This window comes from Zunongwangia sp. HRR-M8 (genome assembly GCF_027594405.1).
GTDB lineage: Bacteria > Bacteroidota > Bacteroidia > Flavobacteriales > Flavobacteriaceae > Zunongwangia.
In genome coordinates, this window is sequence record NZ_CP115161.1 from 2,948,216 (window position 1) to 2,972,560 (window position 24,345).

The window sequence follows — 24,345 nt, forward strand, 5'->3', positions numbered from 1 at the left end:
AATTTTATTTTTTTAACCAATTGCTAGTATACTCACAATCTCGGTATTTTCCGCTAACTTTAACGTAAGTATCCTGAATTTTTTCTTTCTGCCACTCCTGGATTGCTTTAATTCTTTTGTCCTGTAGTGCAAGCTCTTTAATTTTCATATAATCTGAACCGTAATTTGCAGTGTGCTGCGGAATTCTTTTGTCCATTTTGATAATCTTATAAAATGGTCGCCCCATTCTATCCTGCTCCGTAATTCTATAAGAAATTTCGCCTTCTTTTAAATCTGAAATTTGATTATATAATTTGGTATCTAATTTAGTTTGTTCAAATCTGGAATCTCCTGTGGTAGGATTTCTCATTTTACCACCGTCAGCTTTTGTTTCCTCTCGATCTGAAACTTCTCTGGCAGCTTGTGCAAATTCGATATCTCCATTCTCAATTTTCTCTCTTACTTTATCAATTTTTTCTTTCGCTTTTTCCAGCGCATCGTTATTTACATCTGGAATTAACAAAATATGGCGCACATCGATTTCCTGACCTCTAATTTTAACCAACTGAACAATATGATATCCAAAATCCGTTTCAAAAGGTTCGCTAATTTCACCTTCTCTTAAAGAAAAAGCTACATCTTTAAATTCTTTTGCAAAAGGATCTTTTCTACCAAAACTTAAAATATCACCGCCAGTTTGTGTATCATCAGAATAAAGAATCGCTTTAGTGGCGAATTTTGAATCATTTTCTAAAACATCGGTTCTAAACTGATTTAATCGATCGATCGTTTTTTGCTTTTCTTCTTCAGGAACTTCAGGTTTTATTACAATTTCTGAAATTTCTACTTCGTCCCCAAAAATAGGCAACGAATCTTTAGGAATCTCATCAAAATACTGTCGAACTTCTTCAGGGGTTACCTCAATATTTTCAACAATCTTCTGTCTCATCTGTTGCGCAAGCTGGCTTTGCTTATTCAGCTCAAATAATTCATTTCTAAATTCTGCTTCAGAATCTCTTTTGTAAAATTCCAGAACATCTTCCATACTTCCTAACTGCTGCACCATTCCTGCAATCTGCTGGTCGATATAATTATTGATTTGTGCATCTGGAACTACAATACTATCCTGTATAGCCTGGTGAGCATATAGCTTATTCTCCATCAAAGAACCTGCTAGTTGGCAGTCTGTAACATTCGCTGTACTTCCTCCCTGTGATTGAATATCTTTTCTTGTTAAATCGACATCACTATCAAGAATAATATAATCACCAATTACTGCGGCTATACCGTCTACTTTTCTACGAGAACCTTCTGCTTCAGATAAAGGCTGGTTTTGTACCAACTCATCTTCTGGCTGTATTGATGTACTATCGGTCACGATAATTTCTTGTGCCCCAGCATTTATGCCCAGCACTAGCGCTCCCAAAATCAAAGCTTTCTTAATTGTAAATTTCAAATTGATTGTTTTTAATTGCATCTTTAGTAATATCCTTTTCTAGTTGCTTAACCAACTCCAACTTTTGCTTATTAAGCAAAATCTGTTCCACGGTTCGTTTGGCGTATTCTAATGGCGCTTCATCATTTTTCTTAAGCGCATCATTTACATAGATCAAATAAGTTTCTACTGAATCTTTTAATTCTATGTATTTTTCCTTTTGCAATAATTTTGCTCGATCTTCTACACTTAATGGTACTATTTTATCGTAAACAGTTAAAGTTTTCACCCAAACAGAATCATTAAATGAATAATTTTTAAACTGAAGTGCATTTTCCTGCAACTTCTTTCTATCCTCTTCATTAAAACGAACAAACCACTTTTTAATTTTATCCAGATTCGTATTATTCGCTTCTAAATTTATATAGCGCAACTTTACTAGATCCTGACTCAATTTAAAGTTTTCTTTATGCTCTTTATAATATCCTGAAATAACAGAATCATTAAAAACAGAATCTAATTCTTGTGAAACTATAGCATCGCTGTATGCATTGGTGTACAACTCGTTTCTATAATTCTCAACCAATTCATTAAATTCACGTTGCTGTTCTTCAGGCAAATTTAACTTAGCCCTATCTATAAGTAATTGCTGCGTCGCCCATCGATTAATATAACTATTTACAATAATCGAACTATCTTCTGCAGATATGCCTTCACCTACAAGCTCTGCTATATCTTCCTCATATAAATATGAATTATTTACCCGCACCACTATCTTTCGGTCATCCTGAGATTTAAAAAGATCACAAGAAATCACCAAAACTAATACAAAGCTTATAAAAATGGCTTTAACTCCTATTCTCAAACCAGGTAAACAATTCTTTCAACTTCAGTAAAACGCTTTTTTCTGAAATTTCTTATTAAGTGGAGCAAAAATAAGAATTCTTAGAGGTTCTGCAAGATATAACATTACTGATTATCAAGCAGTGCTTGTTTTTTTCTGAATATAATCTGAACAGAAACTAATTTAAACTAACGCAAAGTGTCATTTTCGCAAAATTTTCTATGTTTTATTACTACTCCCTATTATATTTGCGCAAAACAAGAGAAAAAAAATGAAGAAATTTAGCGTATTAATCACATTTTTATTTTTAGCAATAGCCGCTAACGCACAAACTAAAATAGGCACTATAGATGCAGAATATATCATTTCTAAAATGCCTGAAATTAACAATGTAAACGACGGAGTTAAAGCCTATAATGAGTCTTTGCAGGCTGATGTTGAAAATGCCATACAAACCTACGAAGGTCTAATTAAAAATTATCAGGATAGCACTGCTGTTTTTACTGAAGACGTTAAAAAACAACGTGAAAATCAAATTCTTGGCCTGGAGAATGAGATTAAACAATTTCGCCAACGTTCACAGGTAATGATGCAAATGAAGCGTAATGAGCTTACCCAACCATTATACAAAAAGATCGACGCTGCAATGCAAGAAGTGATTAATGAAGAAGGGTACACCCAGATTTTCCATGCAGGCGGTGGTGCATTAGCATACTCACAGCAAGGAAGCGATATTACCGAAAAAGTAATGGAAAAATTAGGAATATCTATTGAAGAAGTAAACACTACGCAACCTTCTGCAGATAGTAACAATGCTAATTCAAACTAAAATATTACAAGCATAAAACAAAAAAGCCCGCAGTTGCGGGCTTTTTTTATATCTAATAATAAAGAAACTTATCGACTATAATTTGGAGATTCTTTAGTGATTGTAACATCGTGAGGATGACTTTCGTGAATACCTGAAGAGGTGATTTTAACGAATTTAGCATGCTCTTTTAAAGCTTCAATATCTTTGGCTCCACAGTAACCCATTCCGGCTCTTAAGCCTCCTACAAATTGGTGGATACTTTCTTCTAATTCTCCTTTGTAAGGTACACGTCCTACAATTCCTTCAGGAACTAGTTTTTTAATATCATCTTCGACATCCTGGAAATAACGATCTTTAGAACCTTTCTTCATGGCTTCTACAGATCCCATTCCTCGGTAAGATTTAAATTTTCTTCCTTCGTAAATAATAGTTTCTCCCGGGGATTCTTTAGTACCTGCTAAAAGTGAACCAAGCATTACACAATCGGCTCCTGCTGCAAGTGCTTTAGGAATATCACCTGTATAACGAATACCTCCATCTGCAATTACGGGAACACCTGTTCCTTTAATGGCCGCTGCAACTTCAAGCACTGCAGAAAATTGAGGAAAACCAACTCCGGCTACAACTCTGGTTGTACAAATAGAACCTGGCCCTATACCAACTTTTACAGCGTCAGCTCCTGCTTCTACCAAATATTTAGCGGCTTCGCCTGTGGCTATATTTCCTACCACTACTTCTAACTCAGGGAATTTAGCTTTTACTTCTTTCAACACATAAACTACTCCTTTGGTGTGCCCGTGTGCAGTATCAATGATAATTGCATCTACACCTGCGTTATAAAGTGCTTCAGCTCTCTCTACAGCATCGCCGGTTACTCCGATAGCCGCAGCCACTCTTAATCTTCCGTAGCTATCTTTATTAGCGTTAGGCTTCTGTGTTAATTTAGTGATATCTCTAAAAGTGATTAAACCAACCAGTTTTTTATCTTTATTGATAACCGGAAGTTTTTCAATTTTATTTTCTTGAAGAATATCTTCTGCCTGATCTAAAGAAGTTCCTTCTGCAACAGTAACAAGATTTTCTGAAGTCATCACCTCAGCAATGGGCCGCTTATGATTTTTTTCGAATCTTAAATCACGGTTAGTCACAATACCAATTAGCTTTCCTTCATCATCAACAATAGGAATACCACCAATACTGTGCTCTTTCATCAAATCTTTGGCGTCCTGTACCGTAGAGGAAATTGGTAAAGTTACAGGATCGATAATCATACCGCTTTCAGCACGTTTTACTTTACGCACTTTTAAAGCTTGCTGCTCTATCGTCATATTTTTGTGTAGAACACCTATACCTCCCTCTCTAGCCATGGCAATCGCCATACGAGATTCTGTCACGGTATCCATCGCTGCTGAAACAATAGGAACGTTGATCGTAATGTTTTTGGTAAATTTTGTCTGGATATTTACTTCGCGCGGTAAAACCTCAGAGAAGGCAGGGACTAAAAGAACATCATCATATGTTAGCCCTTCTCCCAGAATTTTGGATTCGTGTGCAATCATGGCAATTAAGAATTTAATTGCATGCAAATATACACAGTTTTAGGCAGAATGCATTAGGCTAAAGTGAATAAATCATTAATCTGTCTTTTTTATGAAACGAATAATAAATTCTGAGCCTTCTTCAGTATAGCTTTTAATATCGAGAGTTGCTTTATTCAGTTGTAAAAATTGCTTTACTAACAGCAGCCCTATACCCGTTCCGGTTTCCATGTTTGTACCTAATTCAGACATTAACTGGGTATTGAAATTTTGTATTTGTGCTATTCGCTCTTCAGAAATCCCCTCGCCGCCATCTTTTATTTTAAAATAAACAAACTCTTCATCCTCCTTATAATGGATTTTAATTTCTTTATGCTGATGCGTAAATTTTATGGCATTACTTACTAAATTATGAAGTATGATAGACAAATGACCTTTATCCACAACAATAGCACTTAAACTCGCCGGTATATCGTGCTTTATTTGAATATCTTTAGACTTTGCTACCAGATAATGAGCTTCCATAATTTCTCGCACTCTTTTTGGCAGCACCACTTCTTCCAAATGCATTTTAGAACCTTCTAATTGCGAATTAGCCCATTGTAATAAATTTTGCAGCATGGTAGAGGTTGCCGACACCTGTTTAAGCATTTCATCAAGCAACTCTGCCTGTTCTTTTTCAGAGAATTCTCCTATTTTAATAAGTTCAAGCAATTTTTGTATAGAACCGATAGGCGACTTTAAATCATGTGACAAGATTGAAAATAATCGATCCTTACTTTTATTAAGATTGGCTAGCTCTTTATTACGTTCTGTAATTAATTTATTTTTCTGAACAATTAATTCGTTCTTCTCTTCTACTGTTTTTCTAAATTTCTCTTTTTGACGATACGTTTTTATTCTAAAAAACAATATAACCTTCAGCACAACGCCCACCCCAAGCAGGATAGCGATAATTAATTTATTACGGGAAAGCTCTCTATCTTTTTCCATCCTTTCTAATCGCAACCTACGATTATCTTCTTCTTTACTTTCCAGATTAAGAAGATCGATAGATCTCAAACGCTTTTGATTATATAGCGAATCTCCATAAATATTATGCTGTTTCGAATATTGTAGCGCTTTGTTTGATTCTCCTTTTTGCTCGTAGATATTGAAAAGAATTCCTGTAATCTTTTCTAATTCATAAAACGAATCATTTATTTCAGCAAAATTTAAAGCTTCAAGTGCATTTTTTTCAGCTTTAGCCAGATTGCCTCGATAAAAGTAACTCTGTGCTAAACCAAAATACGCAAAAGATTTCTCCCAGTTATTTGGAGAAGTTTTATCGTTCAATACGTTATCGAAATAATTTATTGCGGAAGGAATATCTTCTTTTTGATACGCTAAATCTCCCAGGTGATTCATCGTTAAGTGTTCAATATCTTTTCTATTCGCGGCTTTAGATATAATTAGCGCACTATCCAAAATGGTCTTGGCTTCCTCTAGATGTCCTAATTTTAATTTAGATATACCAATATTGATCACTGCCGGTGCGGCTGCATATTTATTTTCAGATTGATTATAGTATTCAATTGCCTGGCGAAAATATTCTATAGCAATATCGTGCCGATCCATCCCTTGCTGGATCAGCCCAAGACCATTTAAGCATTTCCCTACACCTTCATAATCGTCGATCGACCTGTATATTTTTTCAGCCTTCAAAAAATCCTTCAAAGACTTATAATAATCTCCTTTTACATAATAGGCAATAGCCCATTTTAGAATAACTTCTGCCTTGAGTTTAGGATCATCAAAATCTTTTACCAACTCATCACACTTTTTTAAACCTAAAATGGCTTTATCAAAATCATTAAATAAAGATTTATTAGCTTGTTCCAGATAATAGATAACCGAATCTGATTTCATCTGATTGGAATAATCAGACTGCGCTATAGAAGAAAAATTGATAAGAAGCAGGAAAATCCCTAAAAAACTGATTTTCAAAACGAAAAATTATTGATTGAAGTACGCAATGATATGAAGAAAAGTTAAACAATATATATTGCTATTTTCTGAAAATTTCTGTAGCCTTATTAAAAGAAGCTTCAAAACTACCCATTCTAATATTTGAATTTTGCTTTTTTGTGTTGAAATAGGAAACCATTTTTTCGGTAGGCATGTTACCGGTAAGCTCGTCTTTGGCCATTGGGCAACCACCAAAACCCTGAATTGCACCATCAAATCGATGGCATCCTGAAGTAAAGGCAGCATCAACTTTCTCAAACCAGGTGCTTGGCGTAGTATGCAAGTGCGCACCAAATTCGATATTAGGAAATTTTGGAATTAATTCTGAAAAAAGATAACTAATCACATCTGCTGTTGAAGTTCCCACCGTATCCGAAAGTGATAAAATCTTTACACCCATATTCGAAAGTCGCTCGGTCCATTCTCCTACGATCTCTACATTCCAGGGATCTCCGTAGGGATTTCCAAATCCCATAGATAGATACGCTACAACTTCTTTATCAGATTTAGCTGCGATATCTAGTATCGTTTTTAAAATATCAACTGACTCCTCAATTGTCTTGTGCGTATTACGCATTTGGAAATTTTCTGAAATTGAAAATGGATATCCTAAGTAATCTATTTCAGGAAATTGAGAAGCATCCTCAGCTCCGCGCGTATTTGCAACGATAGCCAACAATTTACTTTGGGATCTACTCAGATCTAGCTTAGAGAGTACCTGTGCAGTATCTCGCATCTGCGGAATGGCTTTTGGAGAAACAAAACTCCCAAAATCGATAGTATCAAAACCACATTTCAATAATGATTGAATGTATCTTGCTTTCGCTTCAGTAGGAATAAATTCTTTAATTCCCTGCATCGCATCTCTAGGACATTCGATAAGTTTAATTTCTCCCATATTCCCAAAGATACCTTTTAGATTTTGATTACGAAATCTAAATCCCATCAAGAAATATTAAAATGATGTGAATATTGAAAGACTCATTTCAATAAAAATGTAATAAACTATAGAAGAATAAAAATCCCTATTCCAATAAAAACAGCAACCTGCGTCCATTTTAAAACGACACCTGAATTTCGATGTTTTTGAAGATATTTTGAAATGCTTCCGGCAAGAATCGCTACCAAAACAAAAACCAAAAATCCCTGAAGCATAAAAAGAGCCCCTAAAATATAAAATTGCAATACTGTATTTCCTTCAGGATCCCATAGAAAGCCAGGAAAAAGTGCTAAAAAGAAAATCGTTACTTTAGGATTTAGCACATTCATTATAAATCCCTGTCGATACAAAGCAAACAGACTTTTTTGCTTAATTCCTTCCGTAGAAAAAGCAATTTCAGGATCACTTTTAAAAACTTTGTAGGCTAAATAGAACAAATAAGCAGCTCCAAAACATTTAATTATCAAATAAATGGTTTCCGATTGTTTTATGATTGCTGAAACTCCAAAAGCAACCAAAGTAGTATGTACCAACACTCCAGAAACCAATCCCAATGCCGTGATAATTGCGTGTTTCTTACCATTTACCATGCCCTGCACTAATACATAAATAATATCTGGCCCAGGTGCTAAGGTTAGTAAGATTGTAGCCGTAAAAAAAGGAATAAGCTGTTCTAGCAAACGGTTTTAATTTTAAAGCTGAATAGTATTTTCAAAATTATGATTTTGGATACTTTTCGAGAATCTTTTTATTAATGGCTTTGATTAGCGCAGGCCCCTCATAAATAAATCCTGTATACAATTGCACCAAACTTGCCCCGGCTTCTAACTTTTCGATAGCATCATCTGCGCTGTGAATGCCTCCCACACCAACAATAGGAAAAGACTTATTGCTTTTCTCTGAAAGAAATCGAATCACCTCTGTCGATCTTTTGGTTAAGGGCTTCCCACTTAAACCACCAGCTTCATCTTTATGTTCAGAAACCAGGCCTTCGCGACTTATGGTAGTATTGGTTGCAATTACGCCGTCAATTTTGGTTTCTTGTACAATTTCTATAATATCTAATAACTGAGAATCGGTAAGATCTGGGGCAATTTTTAGCAATATTGGTTTTTGCGTAGGTTTTGCATTATTTAGGTCCATTAAGGTTTTAAGCAAGTGTGTTAATGGTTCTTTATCCTGTAGCGCTCTCAAATTAGGTGTATTTGGCGAACTAACATTCACTACAAAATAATCTACGTAATCGAATAAAGCTTCAAAACAAATTTTATAATCTTCAACCGCCTTTTCATTTGGCGTCACTTTATTCTTGCCAATATTACCACCAATAAGCACATCGGTATTCTTTTTAAGGCGTTGCACCATTTCTTCAACTCCGCCATTATTAAAACCCATGCGGTTGATAATAGCCTGATCGGCTTTTAACCGAAACATCCTTTTCTTCTCATTACCAGGCTGTGGTTTTGGCGTTACCGTGCCTACTTCTATAAAACCGAAACCAAGATTCGATAATTCTTTATATAATTTCGCATCTTTATCAAATCCTGCTGCTAGTCCAACAGGGTTTTTAAACTTCAATCCAAAAACTTCACGCTCCAAACGCGGATCATTATTACTGAATTTCGATTTTAAAATTGAATGAACACCCGGAATTTTATTCAGGTTTCTAATGCTATTGAAAGTGAAATGATGAATCGCCTCTGGATCGTATTTAAAAAGTATTGGGCGAATTAAAGACTTATACATAAACGGCTGGTTTGTGCAAAAATAAATGAATTGTAAAAATGAACACACTAAATCTTAAAAGGTTTTGCACCCGGAAGTCAATTCGCTAATTTTGACTCGATAATCGAGATTAAATCTTTCGAAGAAAGCCTCGAAATAAAAAATAGTTTTTCAATAAACGTCTAAGGAGCGCGCTCATAGGTAGTTTAAGATATCAAAAGGAGTTTATTCAGAATTTATTTCAGAAAAAACTCCTAAAAATCAACCAATTTTAGACAACTAACACCACAAAATATGATCAATAAACAAGAAGTTTTAGATCGATTTATAAGCTACATAAGTATCGATACGCAGAGTGATCCTGAAAGTGAAAACACTCCCAGCACGGAAAAACAATGGATTCTTGCCAATAAATTAGCAAAGGAACTAGAAGTAATGGGAATGCAAAATGTAAGCATCGACGAGAATGCTTACGTTATGGCTACTTTGCCTAAAAATATCGAAAAGGAAACGCCAATTATTGGTTTTGTTTCTCATTTTGATACCTCACCAGATTTCAACGGGGCAAATATCAAGCCGCAGATTATCGAAAATTATGATGGCGGTGATATCACTCTTAATGCTGAAAAAAATATCGTTCTTTCTTCGGAATACTTTGAGGATTTAAAGCAGTACGAAGGACAAACCATTATCACTACAGACGGGAACACGCTTTTAGGAGCCGATGATAAAGCAGGAATTACTGAAATTATGACTGCAATGAAATATCTTATTGATCATCCTGAAATTAAACATGGCACTATAAAAGTTTGTTTCACCCCAGATGAAGAAATTGGTCGGGGAGCGCATAAATTTGATGTCCATAAATTTGGCGCAGATTGGGCGTACACAATGGATGGAAGCCAGATTGGTGAATTAGAATACGAAAATTTTAATGCAGCCAGCGCCAAGGTTACCATTTCAGGAAAAAGCGTTCATCCCGGTTATGCAAAAGATAAAATGGTGAACAGTATGTATATCGCTCAGGATTTTATTAATTCTTTACCACGATTAGAAACTCCCGAACATACTGAAGGTAGACAGGGATTTTTTCATCTTAGCAATATTAAAGGTGATGTAGAAGAAACGATTTTGCACTACATAATTCGTGATCACGATAAAAAGCATTTCGAAGCGCGTAAAAAAGTAATTGCAGATCTTGGTATAGAAATATGTAAGCAATACGAAAGTGATTGTGTAAATGTTGAAGTAAAAGATCAATACCGCAATATGCGTGAAAAGATTGAACCGATGATGCATATTGTTGAATTAGCCAAAGAAGCAATGGAAGAAGTAGATGTAAAGCCAATTATAAAACCAATTCGCGGCGGAACAGACGGCTCACAACTAAGTTTTATAGGACTTCCTTGTCCTAATATTTTTGCAGGCGGGCACAATTTTCATGGAAAATATGAATATGTTCCTCTAGAAAGTATGATTAAAGCAACTGAAGTAATTATAAAAATCGCCGAACTCAATGCTCGATAAAAAGCTTTTAAAGCCTAGCTATTAGCAGAAGCAATAATTCTTCAAAAAATAATTATAAAAAAATCCCTTCAGAAATTATTCTGAAGGGATTTTTCTTTTTAAAAGAGATTGAATTACTTCTTCTTCTCTTCTTTTTCAGTTTTAGCTGGTTCATTAAGCTTTTGGCTCATTTCCAGCGAAATTGAAGATTTATCGAAAGTGATTTTTCCAGCACCGGTTTCAATAATTACCGCATTGTTTTTATCACTAAAATCGATAATTTTACCATGCATTCCGCTTTTGGTAACTATTCGATCTCCTCTTTTTAATTCTTTAATAAAATTCTTTTCCTGTTTAGCCTTTTTCATTTGCGGGCGTATCATAAAAAAATACACTACCGCGAACATTAAGATTAAAGGAAGAAACTGTTGTATTTGATCCATATAAATTAATTCTCGCTTTTAACTTGCGTTTTCTGGGGTTTCAACAAAAGCTTTAATTTTAATACGCTCTTGTCCATTTTCTGTATTAGCAGAAATTGTTACTGTTTTTTGCACTTGTCCTCTACCAGATCCATTAAATTTTACGCGAATCTCACCAGTTTCTCCCGGTTCTATAGATTCATTTTTATGATAATCTGGCACTGTACATCCACAAGTACTTTTGGCATTAGTTATTACTAGCGGTGCTCTACCTGTATTGGTAAAGGTAAATACATGTTCTACAGGATTTCCCTGAGGAATATTTCCAAAATCAAATTCAGTTTCATCAAAACTTAGTTCAGGATAAACCGTCGCTTTAGAGTCACGCGCTGCAGCTGCATCTACGTTTTCAGCTTTTACTTTTTCTGAAGCGTTGTTACCGCCGTCTTTACAGGAAGTAAAGAACATTGTTCCCACTGCTGCTATTAATAAAATTCCTTTTTTCATAATACTACAAATTTGAGGGTTAAAATTAAGAAAAAATCTAGACTACATAAGGCCGCGCCCCATTTTATTTAGTTTTCCGTCGTTTTTATACTCTTTAGAAAGCTTATCAAGAATTCCGTTTATAAAAATACTACTTTTTGGAGTACTATATTCTTTACTAATTTCTAAATATTCGTTTATCGTCACTTTCACAGGAATCGAAGGAAATTCTAAAAATTCGCATATCGCTAATTTAATAAGTATAGTATCAATCTCTGCAATTCTATCTTTATCCCAATTTGGTGTTTTTCCCTGCATTTCTTCAGAAAGCATACCATCTTTAAGATAAGTTTTTCTAAATAAGCGTACGGCAAAATCTTTATCATCTACAGATTTAAATAACTTCGGAAGCTTATCCTCTGCATCTGCGGTTTCTTTTAGCTTCTGAAGCATTTTCACTACTGCCGTGTTAACTATCGGAAGATCGTCCAGCCACGTAAGCTTCTTATCTTCAAAATAATCGTAAATCTTGTCGTTAGGCGCAATTACTTTCTTAAATATCGCAATAGCAAAATCTTTATCTTCTTTAAAAGAGTTATCGCGAGTTTCCATATAATCGGCAAAAGCTTCACTTTTCTTGATCTCTTCCCATAGAATAGCGATATACTCATCATCGAACTTCCAATGGTTAAGCTTGCGCTCATCGATTAACTGCTCTAGCTGCGTATTTTGCTCTAAAATTTCAAATACTGAATTCTGAACAAATTTTCTATTTGGATCTTTATCTTCCTGGGTAGCAAGATGTTTTTGCTGGGAGCGCTCTAAAAAAGTTTGGGCATGTGCTTTAATTTCAATAAACAAACTTAGCTGAAGCAGAAAAAGATCGTACATCTCTTCCATACTTTTTAGCAGGAATTTCTCCTCGCTAGCAAGATTGTCATTTTCACTTTGGATGAATGCGTATAAGGATTGCATTACCTTAACTCGAATATGTCTTCTTGTCAACATAACTGTAAAAGAACTTTTTTAGAATTTAAAAAGGGCGAAAGATTATTCTTTCGCCCTGCAAAAATATCAATATTTTGATTCTGGCTACTTCAAACTTGATTTTTTTCTATCATCAATTCTTTGTTTCGCAATTTTAAGCGCTGCAAAATGAGTCGTCATGTCTTCCCTTGCCGCTGTTTCAAGGATTTGCAAGGTTGTATTGTAAATATTTTCTGTTTTAGAGATAATTTCCTGTTTGCTGTATTTTTCTAATTCAGCATACACATTTATTATTCCTCCGGCATTAATTAGAAAATCTGGCGCATAAACGATTCCTCTTTCACGCAAAATCTGGCCATGTTTTACCTCATCTGCTAGTTGGTTGTTTGCCGCACCTGCAACAACTTTACAGTTTAGACGATTTACAGTTTCATCGTCGATTGTAGCTCCTAAAGCACATGGTGCATAAATATCTACATGGGCGCTATAAATATCGGCTTCATCAAAAATAATTGCACCATATTTATTACGTACTTCCTGCAAACGTTCTTCGCTAATATCGGTAATATAAACTTTTGCACCGTCGTTTGTTAAATACTCTACTAAAGCTTCACCTACGTGACCTATTCCCTGTACTAATACAGTGCGATCTTCAAGTTCATCTGTACCAAACTTATATTTAGCTGCTGCTTTAATTCCCATAAACACGCCATAAGCGGTAACTGGTGAAGGATTTCCTGTTCCTCCTCTTTCTTCAGAAATTCCCGCAACATAAGGAGTTACATCTCTTACAATATCCATATCTGAAGTTTCCATACCAACATCTTCAGCTGTGATATATTTTCCGCTAAGAGAATCTACATATTCCCCAAACCTTCTCATTAACTCTGGAGTCTTTTGAGTTTTTGCATCTCCCATAATTACCGCCTTACCACCACCAAGGTTTAAACCGGTAATTGCGCTTTTAAATGTCATCCCACGAGATAAACGTAATACATCATTTAATGCCTCCCATTCGCTGGTATAATTCCACATTCTTGTACCACCAAGCGCCGGTCCCAAAACTGTATTATGAATACCTATTATTGCTTTTAATCCTGTATCTTTGTCGTTACAAAATACAACCTGTTCATGATTATCGAACGAAAGCTGTCCAAACACTGGTGCAGCTTTTTTAAGTTCTTTAGCATTTAAAACATCAACTTGCATAATTTGCGGGTTTTTAAAATTAATGTCATTTTTGAATTTCATAAAAATGACGCTGCAAAAATAAGAATATTTTAATTTAACATCATTAAATAATGGTTAAAATATCATATTCTTAAAAATTAGAGATCTATTTTAAAGATGAAACATTTAAGAACACTCAATAAATTCTTTCTAAAATACAAGTGGAAATTGCTAATCGGATTGGTGGTTACGATTATTTCGAGAATTTTCGGGCTATATTTTATTCCACTTGTTGGTAATTCTACCGATGCTATCGAGCAATATGTTAATGGTGAACTTACCAATTATGATACGTTAAAAGCAGAGCTTGTTAAAAATATTTTATTGCTGGTTGGTTCTACCCTAATTTCTGCGTTTTTTACTTTTTTAATGCGACAGACTTTTATCGTAGTTTCCAGACATATCGAGTACGATCTTAAAAACGTGGTTTTTAAACATTATCAGGAATTATCGCTTAATTTCTATAAGAAAAATCGTACCGGAGATTTAATGAACCGGATAAGTGAAGATGTTACCAAAGTAAGGATGTACCTGGGGCCTGCTATAATGTATACGGTAACCACACTTACCTCTACCATCGTAGTATTAATCTTTATGATACAGGCTGCACCTATTTTAACGTTGTACACGGTGATTCCTCTGCCAATACTATCGTTTGCCATTTACAAACTTAGTATCTCGATCCAAAAACGCAGTACAGTTGTTCAGCAGTATTTATCTAAACTAAACACCTTTACACAGGAAAGTTTTAGCGGAATTGCAGTTATTAAATCGTATGGACTCGAGCAGCAAACCGATGATAATTTTACCGATCTTTCTAATACCAGCAGAGATAAAAATATTGATCTTGTAAAAGTTCAGGCCTTTTTCTTTCCGTTAATGGTATTGCTTATAGGTATTAGTAATGTACTTGTAATTTATATCGGCGGGAGACAATATATTACAGGACAAATTGATAATCTTGGTATTATAGTAGAATTCTTACTGTACGTAAATATGCTTACCTGGCCGGTAGCTTCTATTGGATGGGTGACGTCTTTAGTTAAACAAGCCGAAGCTTCACAAGAACGTATAAACGAATTTTTAGACAGCGAACCCGAAATTAAAAATCACAAAGAAACCGAGGATGAAATATTGGGTAAAATAAACTTTAAAAATGTGACCTTTACCTACGACGATACAAATATTACCGCTTTAAAGAATATTTCTTTTGAAGTAAATCAAGGAGAAACTTTAGCGATTATTGGTAAAACAGGTTCTGGTAAATCTACGGTACTCGATCTTATTGGTCGCCTGTATGATGTAGATGAAGGAGCTATTGAAGTAGATGGCAAAAATGTTGAGAATTTAAACTTAGATAATCTAAGACGCAGCATTGGTTATGTTCCGCAAGATGCTTTCCTATTTAGTGATTCTATCGGGAATAACATCAAGTTCGGAAAAACAAATGCTACCGACGAGGAAGTTGTGAAAGCTGCAAAAACGGCTTCTGTTCACAAAAACATCGAAGGATTTAGCAAAGGCTACGAAACCGTACTTGGCGAACGCGGCATTACTTTATCTGGTGGGCAAAAACAGCGAGTTTCCATCGCTAGAGCTATTATTCAGGATCCTCAAATTTTGTTATTTGACGATTGCCTTTCAGCCGTTGATACAGAAACCGAAGAAGCAATACTTAATAATCTATTTCAGATTTCAAGAGAAAAAACGACCATTATCGTTAGTCACAGGATTTCTTCAGCAAAAAATGCCGACCGAATAATTATCCTTGAAGATGGCGAAATTTTAGAACAGGGCACACATGATGAGCTAATTAAAAAAGAAGGTTATTATAAAGAACTGTACGCAAAACAGTTAAATGAGAAAGAAATGTGAAAATTACTTGTAAAATGTTAATTTTTTTTAGATTTTTGAAGGCAACTTTACTAAACCATTTAAAGAATTTTATTTTATGAGCGACAAGGGATTGATGGAGAAAGAAGAAATATTCTCTAAAGTATTAAGAGCAGGAAGAAGAACTTATTTCTTTGATGTTAGAGCGACTCGTGCCAACGACTACTACCTAACCATTACAGAAAGTAAGAAATTCACTAATGATGATGGATCTTTCTATTACAAGAAACACAAAATCTACCTTTACAAAGAAGATTTTGCAGGATTCAATGAAATTCTTCAAGAAATGACAGATTTTATTCTTGATGAAAAAGGCGAAGAAGTAATTAGTGAGCGCCACCAGAAAGACTTTAAACCAACTTACGAAGGTACTGGTGCTGTAGAAGCAAAAGCTGCTCCCGAGAATTTTACAGATGTTAGCTTTGATGATATTTAAAAAAAGTTTCTATAAATTACAAACCGCTTCCTAACCAGAGGCGGTTTTTTTGTTTCATACCTCAAACCAAATAACATTATGAGAAGAGTTATTACACTTTTATTACTTATTTTCTCAATTGCTTCGCAGGCACAGGACTTCGATACCTTAACACTCGACTACTATTTACCAAAAAATATTACTTACAATCCTACAATCCCCAAACCTCAGGATGTGATAGGTTTTGTACCTGGCCAATGGCATGTTAGCCACGACAGATTGGTGAATTACATGAAAAAACTTGCTGAAGTATCCCCACGCATTAGCTTAGAAAATCGTGGCACCACTTACGAAGGCAGACCTTTGTTGTTGCTAATTATATCTTCGGAAGAGAATATTAAAAACTTAGATCAAATTCGACAAAATCACAAAGCTTTAGTGGAAGCAGGATCTGAAGATATTAATACTGAAGATATGCCGATTGTAGTGAATCAGGGATTTTCGATTCATGGGAATGAACCCAGCGGCACCAATGCTGCTTTGGTTGCTGCTTATCATTTGGCTGCGGCTGAAGGTGAAGAAATTCAAGAATTATTGAAAAACACCATTATTCTTTTTGATCCCTCTTTTAATCCAGATGGTCTGCAACGTTTTGCTTACTGGGCAAATACCAATCGTAGTGCAAATATTAATTCAGATCCACAAGATCGCGAATACGACGAAGTTTGGCCTGGCGGGCGTACCAACCATTATTGGTTCGATCTTAACCGAGATTGGTTGCCAGCACAATTGCCAGAATCTAGAGCGAGAATCAAAACATTTCACGATTGGTATCCTAACATTTTAACCGATCATCACGAGATGGGTTCTAATGCTTCATTTTTCTTTCAGCCGGGAATTCCATCAAGAACACATCCATTAACACCAGATTTAAACCAGGAATTAACTCGTGAAATAGGAAATTATCATGCCGAAGCTTTTGACAAATTAGGAAGTTTTTATTTTACTGAAGAAAGCTACGACGATTTTTACTACGGAAAAGGCTCTACATTCCCAGATATCAACGGAAGTATAGGAATTTTATTCGAGCAGGCTAGTTCTCGTGGCCATGCTCAGGAAACCGATAACGGAATATTGACTTTTCCCTTCACCATTAGAAACCAATTTACTGCAGCACTTTCTACTTTAGAAGCTGCCAAAAACATGCGAGTAAAATTGTTGAATTATCAGCGTGATTTTTATAAAAACGCTAGAAATTCTGCCGGTAAAGGAGCCTGGGCTTTTGGTAGCAGTAAAGATGCAAATTCAGCTTACTACTTAGCTGAAATTATGAAAAGACACCAAATTGAAATTCATCCTGTAACAGAAGAATTTACCGAGGACGGCAAAACCTACAAACCTGGTTCTTCTTATATCATTCCAAAAAATCAACGTCAGCACCGTTTGGTACAAGCCATGTTCGAAAAAAGAACCAGTTTTAAGGATAGCCTATTCTACGATATTTCAGCTTGGACATTTCCTTTAGCTTTCAATGTAGATTATACCGAAGATGCGTCTTTAATAAATGCAGTAAAAAGAATTACTGAATTAGAAAAACCAGCGATTCCTTCCGTAGAAAAAAGCGATTACGCTTACGTTATGGAATGGCACGATTATAATGCACCAAAGGCGTTAAATATGATCTTAAATAAAGGATTACGAGCCAAAGTAGCGATGCAGGAATTTGGAACAAAAAATAAGCAATATGACTACGGAAGTATTATGATTCCTGTTCAGAACCAGAAACTTAATAAAGAAGAGCTTTTCGATTTTATCAAAAACGTTGCTGAATCTTCTAATATTGAAATTGATGCGGTTGGTACAGGATTAACTTCAGGAATTAATTTAGGAAGTCGATTTTTCCTTCCGTTAGAAAATCAGGAAATCGCGCTTTTAGTTGGTGAAGGTGTTACTCCTTATGATGCCGGAGAAATTTGGCATTTATTCGATCAACGCTACGATATTAAAGTTACAAAATTGAATACTCGTAATTTTGGAAGGGCAGATCTTAGCCGTTACACCGATATTATTTTAGTGAATAGTTGGGGTGCTGCATTAGGCGAAAGTGACACTGAAAAATTAAAAACCTGGATCAAAAACGGCGGAACTTTAATCGCTTACAGAAATGCTGCTAGATTCTTAAATGCTAATAAACTTTTGGATTTAGAAATTAAAACTAATGATATTGAAGCAAAAAACGTAAGCTTTGAGCAACGTCGGGATTTTTATGGAGCACAGGGAATTGGTGGAGCTATTTTTAAAGCAAAGTTAGATCGTTCTCACCCTATCGCTTTTGGTTATACCAGCGATCATTTAGCTTTATTTAGAAATACCACTACTTTTATCGAAGCAGATGATCAAAGCTATAATAATCCCATCCAGTATACTAACGATCCCTTATTGAGTGGATATATTAGCGAAGAAAAAAATGAAGAAATCAAAAACACTGTTCCATTCAAAAAAGGAAGCCTTGGCAGAGGAAACGTAATTTATTTTACAGACAACACCAATTTTAGAGCTTTTTGGTATGGTACCAATAAGTTACTTATGAATGCAATTTTCTTTGGTGATCATATGTAATAAAATTAGAATACTGAAAATTAAAATTAGATAAAAAAGGGAGCTATATTTCGATAATTCCCTTTTTATTTTTTTACTGCAACCCGTAATTTGGATTTAATTTTTTGTTTTATTTAAAACAAACTTCCTCGCTATTTATGCATTTCTATTTATCTTGCGCTCAATTTAAAAGTCTTCTTAGCACTTATTAAACCAACTGAAAACTACCCAATCTAAGTAGTATATGAGTAAATTTAAGATTTTAAAATACCTAAGAAGGTTTTCTTTTTGGCTAAGCTTTTTTGCGGTAGTTGCTGTTATTTTCGATTTAGGTTTTTCGCACGATAAATTTATTCAGGTTGAAATTAGGACATTTTATTTTATTGCGCTTCTCTTAGGAATACCTTCAATTGCTGTAAGATATATTATCTCTAACGAAATATTTGACAAAAAAGTTAAGGTTTTCGATACCGTTATTTTCAGTCTGTTTAGTTTGCTTGCCCTTGCTCAAGTTAATTTTATACGAGAAAATATCATTTTCTTCGAGTTTTTTAATAAAATGGGATGGATCTATCTGGTTCTTATCGTTTATTTTGTCCGGGAACTTTCGCGATTTGAATTGAAAATAAACCGCAAAGACATTAATCCTGCGCAACTTTTCATATTAAGTTTTTTGATACTAATTATATTGGGTACTCTTTGCCTTATGTTACCAAAGGCTACTCATGATGGAATTTCTTTTCTTGACGCATTATTTACATCTACCAGTGCTGTATGCGTTACGGGATTAATTGTTGTAGACACAGGTAGCTATTTTACCCTTTTTGGACAAACGATTCTTTTAATTTTGATACAGCTAGGCGGACTGGGAATTATGACTTTCGCTAGCTACTTTAGTTACTTTTTTCGAGGAAGCACTTCTTACGAAAATCAATTAATGATGAAAAACGTAACCGATTCTGAAACTATTGGTGAAGTTTTTTCTGCTTTAAAAAAGATCTTATTTATAACTTTTATATTCGAGTTTATTGGCGCTGTATTTATTTATTTCAGTCTAGATCCAAAATTATTTAATACTGTAGGAGATCGTATTTTCTTCTCAATTTTTCATACAATATCAGGATTCTGTAATGCTGGTTTCTCTACTTTAGAATATAGTTTATATCAACCAGAATATCGCCTAAACTTTCCGCTACATATCATTCTTGCAGTATTGTTTATTTTAGGTGGTTTAGGATTTCCAATTGTTTTAAATATCTACAAATTCGGAAAATATTTTGTGAAGAAGAATTTCCTACGTTTACAACGACCAGATCAACCGGTAAATATGCCCTGGGTTTTAAATTTAAATTCAAGAATTGTATTGGTTACCACAGCTGTGTTGTTAGTAGGCGGAATGGTATTTTTTATGTTTTTTGAATACAATAATACCTTAAAAGATTATAATTTCTTTGGAAAGTTAGCAGCCTCATTTTTTGGATCTTCTACTCCCAGAACTGCCGGCTTTAACTCTGTAGATATGGGCGCACTTAATTTCTCTACCATTATGGTTATTATGTTTTTAATGTGGGTTGGAGCCTCGCCAGGATCTACAGGTGGTGGTATAAAAACTAGCACCATAGCAATTGCTACTCTTAATTTCCTGAGTTTAGCAAAAGGAAAAGATCGTGTAGAAGTCTATAACCGAGAAATTGCAAATAACTCATTACGTAGAGCTTTTGCTATAATGAGCTTATCGATGCTTTTTGTTGGTTTCGCTATTTTATTAATTTCTTATTTCGATCCTGAAATGCACCTTTTAGACGTCGCTTTCGAGTGTATATCGGCATATAGTACCGTGGGATTAAGTTTAGGAATTACCGGAAGCTTTTCCAGCGCTTCAAAAATCGTACTGGTAGCAACTATGTTTGCCGGCCGAGTAAGCATGCTTACTGTCATGGCAGCATTTCTTTCCGACGTTAAACACTTAAATTATAAATACCCTACAGAGGAAGTTTTAATTAACTAATAACATTATGAAATATATCATTATTGGATTAGGAAACTTTGGTTCATCATTAGCTCAAAAGCTAACCGCACTAAATAATGAAGTTATTGGCGTAGATCTGCGCATGGATCGTATAGAGGCCATTAAAGATAAGATTACACATGCTATTAATCTTGACGGAACAGATTCTGCTGCTGTATCCAATTTACCAATAAGAGATACCGATGTGGTTGTAATTGCTATAGGCGAAAATAAGGGCGCCAATGTTATGGCCACTGCATTGATGAAAAAGCTGAATGTTAAAAGACTCATTAGCCGGGCACAGCAAGGTTTGCAGGAAATGGTTCTTGAAGCTATGGGTGTAGATGAAATTATACATCCTGAAGAAGAAACTGCCGAACGTTGGGCTAAGAAACTAAACATGCGTGGTGTAATAGATAGTTTTGAGCTTAACGAAGATTACGGTATTATCGAAATTCAGGTGCCTAAACAATACGACAATAAGATGTTGAAAGATATTCGTTTTAGGGAAGATTATAATTTGATAATTCTTACCACAATGAAAATCACCGAAGGCAAAAACGACCTTGGTGCACCTAAAAAAATCACCAATATCAAAGGAGTTGCTTCAGCAGAGACCAAATTATATAAAGATGATATTATGGTGATCTACGGCAACAAAAAAGACATGAGAAAACTTTTAGAAGATCAAGAGAAAAACGAGAGAAATCTATAAGCTTATTAGCCAATTCTTAGTCCATTCTCTACATGCAAACCGGGTTCGATTAATGTGATGTCATTATGATCGCCAACGGCGCCCATAACCAAACATTCACTCATAAAATTTGCAATTTGCTTATCAGGAAAATTAACCACAGCAATAACCTGTTTTCCAATTAAGTCTTGCGGTTTGTAGTTAGTGGTGATTTGGGCAGAAGTCTTTTTAAAACCAATATGTTTTCCAAAATCGATTTTCAATTTATAGGCTGGTTTTCTAGCCTCGGGAAATTCTATAACTTCAATGATAGTCCCTACTCGCATTTCCACTTTCTCAAAGTCTCTCCAACTTATTTCCATAGCATTTGTATTTCTCTCGAAATTTAAATATTCTAGAGTACAAATTTGTAAATTTAAAGTAAAAAATATGGCACGTACACCATCAAATATGCTAGAGCTTGGAACAAAAGCTCCAGCCTTCGAATTACATGATACCGTAACCGATAAAACATTCGATTTAGAAGCGCTAAAAGGCCCCAAGGGAACTTTAATAATGTTTATCTGTAATCACTGCCCCTTTGTTAAGCATGTAAATGAAGAAATCACGAAACTAGGTGAAGAATATCAGGGAAAAGGATTCGGTATCGTAGCAATTTCCAGTAACGATGTAGAAAACTATCCACAAGACGGCCCTGAATTAATGAAACAAAATGCTAAAGATGAAGGTTATACTTTCCCTTATTTATATGATGAAGATCAAAGTGTAGCCAAAGCTTACGATGCAGCTTGTACACCAGATTTTTTTCTTTTCGACGAGAATTTAGAACTCGCTTATCGCGGTCAGTTAGATGATTCCAGACCAGGAAATGAAAAACCTGTTACAGGGAAAGATCTAAGAGATGCAATGGAAGCCATCCTTGCAGGTAAAGAAGTTTCTGAAGATCAAAAACCAAGCATTGGTTGTAATATTAAATGGAAGCAGGCTTAAATTTCTAAACGAAAAAGAATTAAAATTAACTAGCCCTCTATTAAATATCAAGCCTAGGTTAAATTTTTCATAAATCATCTTTATCCTATCGACTTAATAGGTTATTTAATTGAATTTTCTTTAATTTTGAATTCAAATTAAAAAAGATCAGATTATGAGCAATATAAAATTAGGGGATACAGCGCCAAATTTTGACGCGGAAACCACAGAAGGCAAAATCAACTTTTACGATTACTTAGGCGATAGTTGGGGAATCTTATTTTCTCACCCTTCAGATTATACGCCAGTTTGTACAACCGAGTTGGGAACAGTGGCGAATTATAAAGCTGAATTTGATAAGCGAAATACAAAACCCATTGCTTTAAGTATTGATGATTTAGAATCGCATAAAGGTTGGGTTAAAGATATCGAGGAAACTCAGGAAGTGAAGCTTAATTATCCAATCATAGCAGATGAAGATAAAAATGTATCAAGCCTTTATGGGATGATTCATCCTAACGAAGATAATAAAGCTACCGTAAGATCTGTTTTCATTATCGATCCAGACAAAAAAGTAAAGTTAACGCTCACTTATCCACCAAGTACTGGTAGAAATTTTGAAGAAATCTTACGTGTAATCGACTCGTTACAATTAACTGCATATCACAAAGTAGCCACTCCAGCGAACTGGAAACATGGTGAAGATGTTGTTATTAGCCCGGCAGTTTCTAATGAAGATGCTAAAGGCCTTTTTCCTAAAGGGTATAAAGAAGTAAAACCATACTTAAGAATGACTCCACAACCAAATTTGGACTAATTTTTAGGAATCTGAAATAAAAAAAGCTGCTCGATCGAGCAGCTTTTTTTATGCTTATGTATATACTATTTTACATCCATCAATTCTACATCAAAAACCAGCGTAGCGTTTGGAGGAATAACACCACCTGCACCACGTTCACCATAACCAAGGTGAGAAGGAATAACAAATCTTGCCTGGTCGCCAACCTTTAGCTTTAATATACCTTCATCCCAACCAGCGATTACGTGCCCTACTCCAACAGGAAATTCAAGAGGTTGATTTCTTTTGTAAGAAGAATCGAAAACAGTACCATCTGCTAAACGACCTTTGTAGTGTACCGAAACAGTTTTTCCTTTTTCTGCTTTTATACCATCTCCTTCTTTTTCAATTTTAAAACGTAAACCGCTTTCAGTTTTTTCGAAACCTTGTGCTAATTCACCAATCAATTCTTCCTGTTGCTTTTTAGCTGCTGCTTCACGTTCAGCCTTTGCACCATTAAATTGGCGAAAGCTTTCAACAGCATTCCAGTTCTTAGCATCTTCGCCTTCACGAATAATTTCTAATTTTTCTATTTTATCGCCCTGCGCAATTTTATCTACGATATCCTGCCCTTCTACTACACTTCCAAAAACAGTATGTTTCCCGTCTAACCAGGGAGTTTCTACATGCGTAATAAAAAACTGACTTCCGTTAGTTCCAGGACCTGCATTTGCCATTGATAATTTTCCAGGAGCATCATGCTTAAGTTCTGGATGGATTTCATCTTCAAATTTGTATCCAGGACCACCAACACCAGTTCCCTGAGGATCTCCTCCCTGCACCATAAAATCAGGAATTACACGGTGAAATTTCAATCCATCGTAATATGGCGTTCCTTGTGGTTTTGCTTCGTTTTCTAAATTACCTTCAGCAAGACCAACAAAATTTCCTACCGTACCTGGAGTTTTTTCATATTCTAATGCTACTAAAATTTCACCTTTAGTGGTATGAAACTTAGCGTATATTCCGTTATCCATTTTTTTCTTTTTAATTTCAGCAAAGATAATGTTTTCTATTTTT

General features: G+C 35.0%; 22 protein-coding genes. 9 read left to right on the forward strand and 13 right to left on the reverse strand.

Annotation, left to right across the window (positions count from 1 at the left end; translation table 11 throughout):
- Positions 1–4 precede the first annotated feature (4 nt).
- Together PBT89_RS12705 and PBT89_RS12710 are read right to left on the reverse strand one after the other, a co-directional pair.
- The gene (locus PBT89_RS12705; protein ID WP_270062226.1) at positions 5–1,456 is read right to left on the reverse strand and encodes a peptidylprolyl isomerase; all 1,452 of its coding nucleotides are present in this window, start codon (positions 1,454–1,456) and stop codon (positions 5–7) included.
- Positions 1,419–2,279, reverse strand: coding sequence for a peptidyl-prolyl cis-trans isomerase (locus tag PBT89_RS12710; RefSeq protein ID WP_270062227.1), 861 nt, complete (start codon positions 2,277–2,279; stop codon positions 1,419–1,421). Before PBT89_RS12710 ends, PBT89_RS12705 begins: the two co-directional genes overlap by 38 nt.
- Positions 2,280–2,529: 250 nt before the next feature.
- On the opposite strand from PBT89_RS12710, the gene PBT89_RS12715 reads away from it, so the two are divergent.
- Positions 2,530–3,087: an OmpH family outer membrane protein gene (locus tag PBT89_RS12715; RefSeq protein ID WP_270062228.1), complete on the forward strand. Its 558-nt coding sequence runs from the start codon at positions 2,530–2,532 to the stop codon at positions 3,085–3,087.
- 68 nt (positions 3,088–3,155) lie between these two features.
- On the opposite strand, the gene guaB is transcribed toward PBT89_RS12715, so the two are convergent.
- The 5 genes from guaB to PBT89_RS12740 all read right to left on the reverse strand — a co-directional run bounded on the left by guaB (position 3,156) and on the right by PBT89_RS12740 (position 9,300).
- Entirely contained in the window at positions 3,156–4,628 is a 1,473-nt protein-coding gene (gene guaB, locus PBT89_RS12720; RefSeq protein ID WP_270064261.1) for an IMP dehydrogenase, read from the reverse strand.
- Between the two features lie 75 nt (positions 4,629–4,703).
- Positions 4,704–6,515 carry a tetratricopeptide repeat-containing sensor histidine kinase gene (locus PBT89_RS12725; RefSeq protein WP_270062229.1) on the reverse strand — a complete coding sequence of 604 codons (1,812 nt, stop codon included), beginning with the start codon at positions 6,513–6,515 and terminating at the stop codon, positions 4,704–4,706.
- A 139-nt stretch (positions 6,516–6,654) separates the two neighbouring features.
- Positions 6,655–7,512, reverse strand: a complete 858-nt coding sequence (locus PBT89_RS12730; protein ID WP_270064262.1) for a hydroxymethylglutaryl-CoA lyase — start codon at positions 7,510–7,512, stop codon at positions 6,655–6,657.
- A gap of 107 nt (positions 7,513–7,619) precedes the next feature.
- Positions 7,620–8,234, reverse strand: coding sequence for a LysE family translocator (locus PBT89_RS12735; RefSeq protein ID WP_270062230.1), 615 nt, complete (start codon positions 8,232–8,234; stop codon positions 7,620–7,622).
- Positions 8,235–8,271: 37 nt separating this feature from the next.
- Complete coding sequence (locus tag PBT89_RS12740; protein ID WP_270062231.1) at positions 8,272–9,300, reverse strand: quinone-dependent dihydroorotate dehydrogenase; 1,029 nt, start codon at positions 9,298–9,300, stop codon at positions 8,272–8,274.
- Positions 9,301–9,573: 273 nt separating this feature from the next.
- On the opposite strand from PBT89_RS12740, the gene pepT reads away from it, so the two are divergent.
- The gene (gene pepT / locus PBT89_RS12745; RefSeq protein ID WP_270062232.1) at positions 9,574–10,806 is read left to right on the forward strand and encodes a peptidase T; all 1,233 of its coding nucleotides are present in this window, start codon (positions 9,574–9,576) and stop codon (positions 10,804–10,806) included.
- 113 nt (positions 10,807–10,919) lie between these two features.
- On the opposite strand, the gene yajC is transcribed toward pepT, so the two are convergent.
- The 4 genes from yajC to PBT89_RS12765 form a co-directional block, all read right to left on the reverse strand.
- Positions 10,920–11,228 carry a preprotein translocase subunit YajC gene (gene yajC, locus PBT89_RS12750; RefSeq protein ID WP_270062233.1) on the reverse strand — a complete coding sequence of 103 codons (309 nt, stop codon included), beginning with the start codon at positions 11,226–11,228 and terminating at the stop codon, positions 10,920–10,922.
- An 18-nt stretch (positions 11,229–11,246) separates the two neighbouring features.
- Positions 11,247–11,714 (reverse strand): DUF1573 domain-containing protein, encoded by a 468-nt coding sequence (locus tag PBT89_RS12755; RefSeq protein ID WP_270062234.1) that lies wholly within the window; start codon positions 11,712–11,714, stop codon positions 11,247–11,249.
- 42 nt (positions 11,715–11,756) lie between these two features.
- Positions 11,757–12,701 (reverse strand): transcription antitermination protein NusB, encoded by a 945-nt coding sequence (locus PBT89_RS12760; protein WP_270062235.1) that lies wholly within the window; start codon positions 12,699–12,701, stop codon positions 11,757–11,759.
- An 84-nt stretch (positions 12,702–12,785) separates the two neighbouring features.
- Positions 12,786–13,889 (reverse strand): Glu/Leu/Phe/Val family dehydrogenase, encoded by a 1,104-nt coding sequence (locus PBT89_RS12765; RefSeq protein WP_270062236.1) that lies wholly within the window; start codon positions 13,887–13,889, stop codon positions 12,786–12,788.
- Between the two features lie 138 nt (positions 13,890–14,027).
- Here PBT89_RS12765 and PBT89_RS12770 point away from each other — a divergent pair, with 138 nt between their 5' ends.
- From PBT89_RS12770 to PBT89_RS12790, 5 genes are all read left to right on the forward strand, one after another.
- Positions 14,028–15,785, forward strand: a complete 1,758-nt coding sequence (locus PBT89_RS12770; RefSeq protein ID WP_270062237.1) for an ABC transporter ATP-binding protein — start codon at positions 14,028–14,030, stop codon at positions 15,783–15,785.
- A gap of 76 nt (positions 15,786–15,861) precedes the next feature.
- Positions 15,862–16,239, forward strand: coding sequence for a PUR family DNA/RNA-binding protein (locus PBT89_RS12775; RefSeq protein WP_270060505.1), 378 nt, complete (start codon positions 15,862–15,864; stop codon positions 16,237–16,239).
- Between the two features lie 78 nt (positions 16,240–16,317).
- Positions 16,318–18,837 (forward strand): M14 family metallopeptidase, encoded by a 2,520-nt coding sequence (locus tag PBT89_RS12780; protein ID WP_270062238.1) that lies wholly within the window; start codon positions 16,318–16,320, stop codon positions 18,835–18,837.
- Between the two features lie 223 nt (positions 18,838–19,060).
- Complete coding sequence (locus PBT89_RS12785; RefSeq protein ID WP_270062239.1) at positions 19,061–20,824, forward strand: TrkH family potassium uptake protein; 1,764 nt, start codon at positions 19,061–19,063, stop codon at positions 20,822–20,824.
- 7 nt (positions 20,825–20,831) lie between these two features.
- A complete protein-coding gene (locus tag PBT89_RS12790; protein WP_270060502.1) occupies positions 20,832–21,539 on the forward strand; it encodes a potassium channel family protein in 708 nt (235 codons plus the stop codon).
- 5 nt (positions 21,540–21,544) lie between these two features.
- Here the strand turns inward: PBT89_RS12790 and PBT89_RS12795 are convergent, their stop codons facing one another.
- Entirely contained in the window at positions 21,545–21,880 is a 336-nt protein-coding gene (locus tag PBT89_RS12795; protein WP_270062240.1) for a tRNA-binding protein, read from the reverse strand.
- A 67-nt stretch (positions 21,881–21,947) separates the two neighbouring features.
- On the opposite strand from PBT89_RS12795, the gene PBT89_RS12800 reads away from it, so the two are divergent.
- Positions 21,948–22,508 carry a thioredoxin family protein gene (locus tag PBT89_RS12800; RefSeq protein WP_270062241.1) on the forward strand — a complete coding sequence of 187 codons (561 nt, stop codon included), beginning with the start codon at positions 21,948–21,950 and terminating at the stop codon, positions 22,506–22,508.
- Between the two features lie 154 nt (positions 22,509–22,662).
- Complete coding sequence (locus tag PBT89_RS12805; RefSeq protein ID WP_270060499.1) at positions 22,663–23,304, forward strand: peroxiredoxin; 642 nt, start codon at positions 22,663–22,665, stop codon at positions 23,302–23,304.
- A gap of 65 nt (positions 23,305–23,369) precedes the next feature.
- On the opposite strand, the gene PBT89_RS12810 is transcribed toward PBT89_RS12805, so the two are convergent.
- Positions 23,370–24,302, reverse strand: a complete 933-nt coding sequence (locus tag PBT89_RS12810; RefSeq protein WP_270062242.1) for a peptidylprolyl isomerase — start codon at positions 24,300–24,302, stop codon at positions 23,370–23,372.
- Positions 24,303–24,345 lie beyond the last annotated feature (43 nt).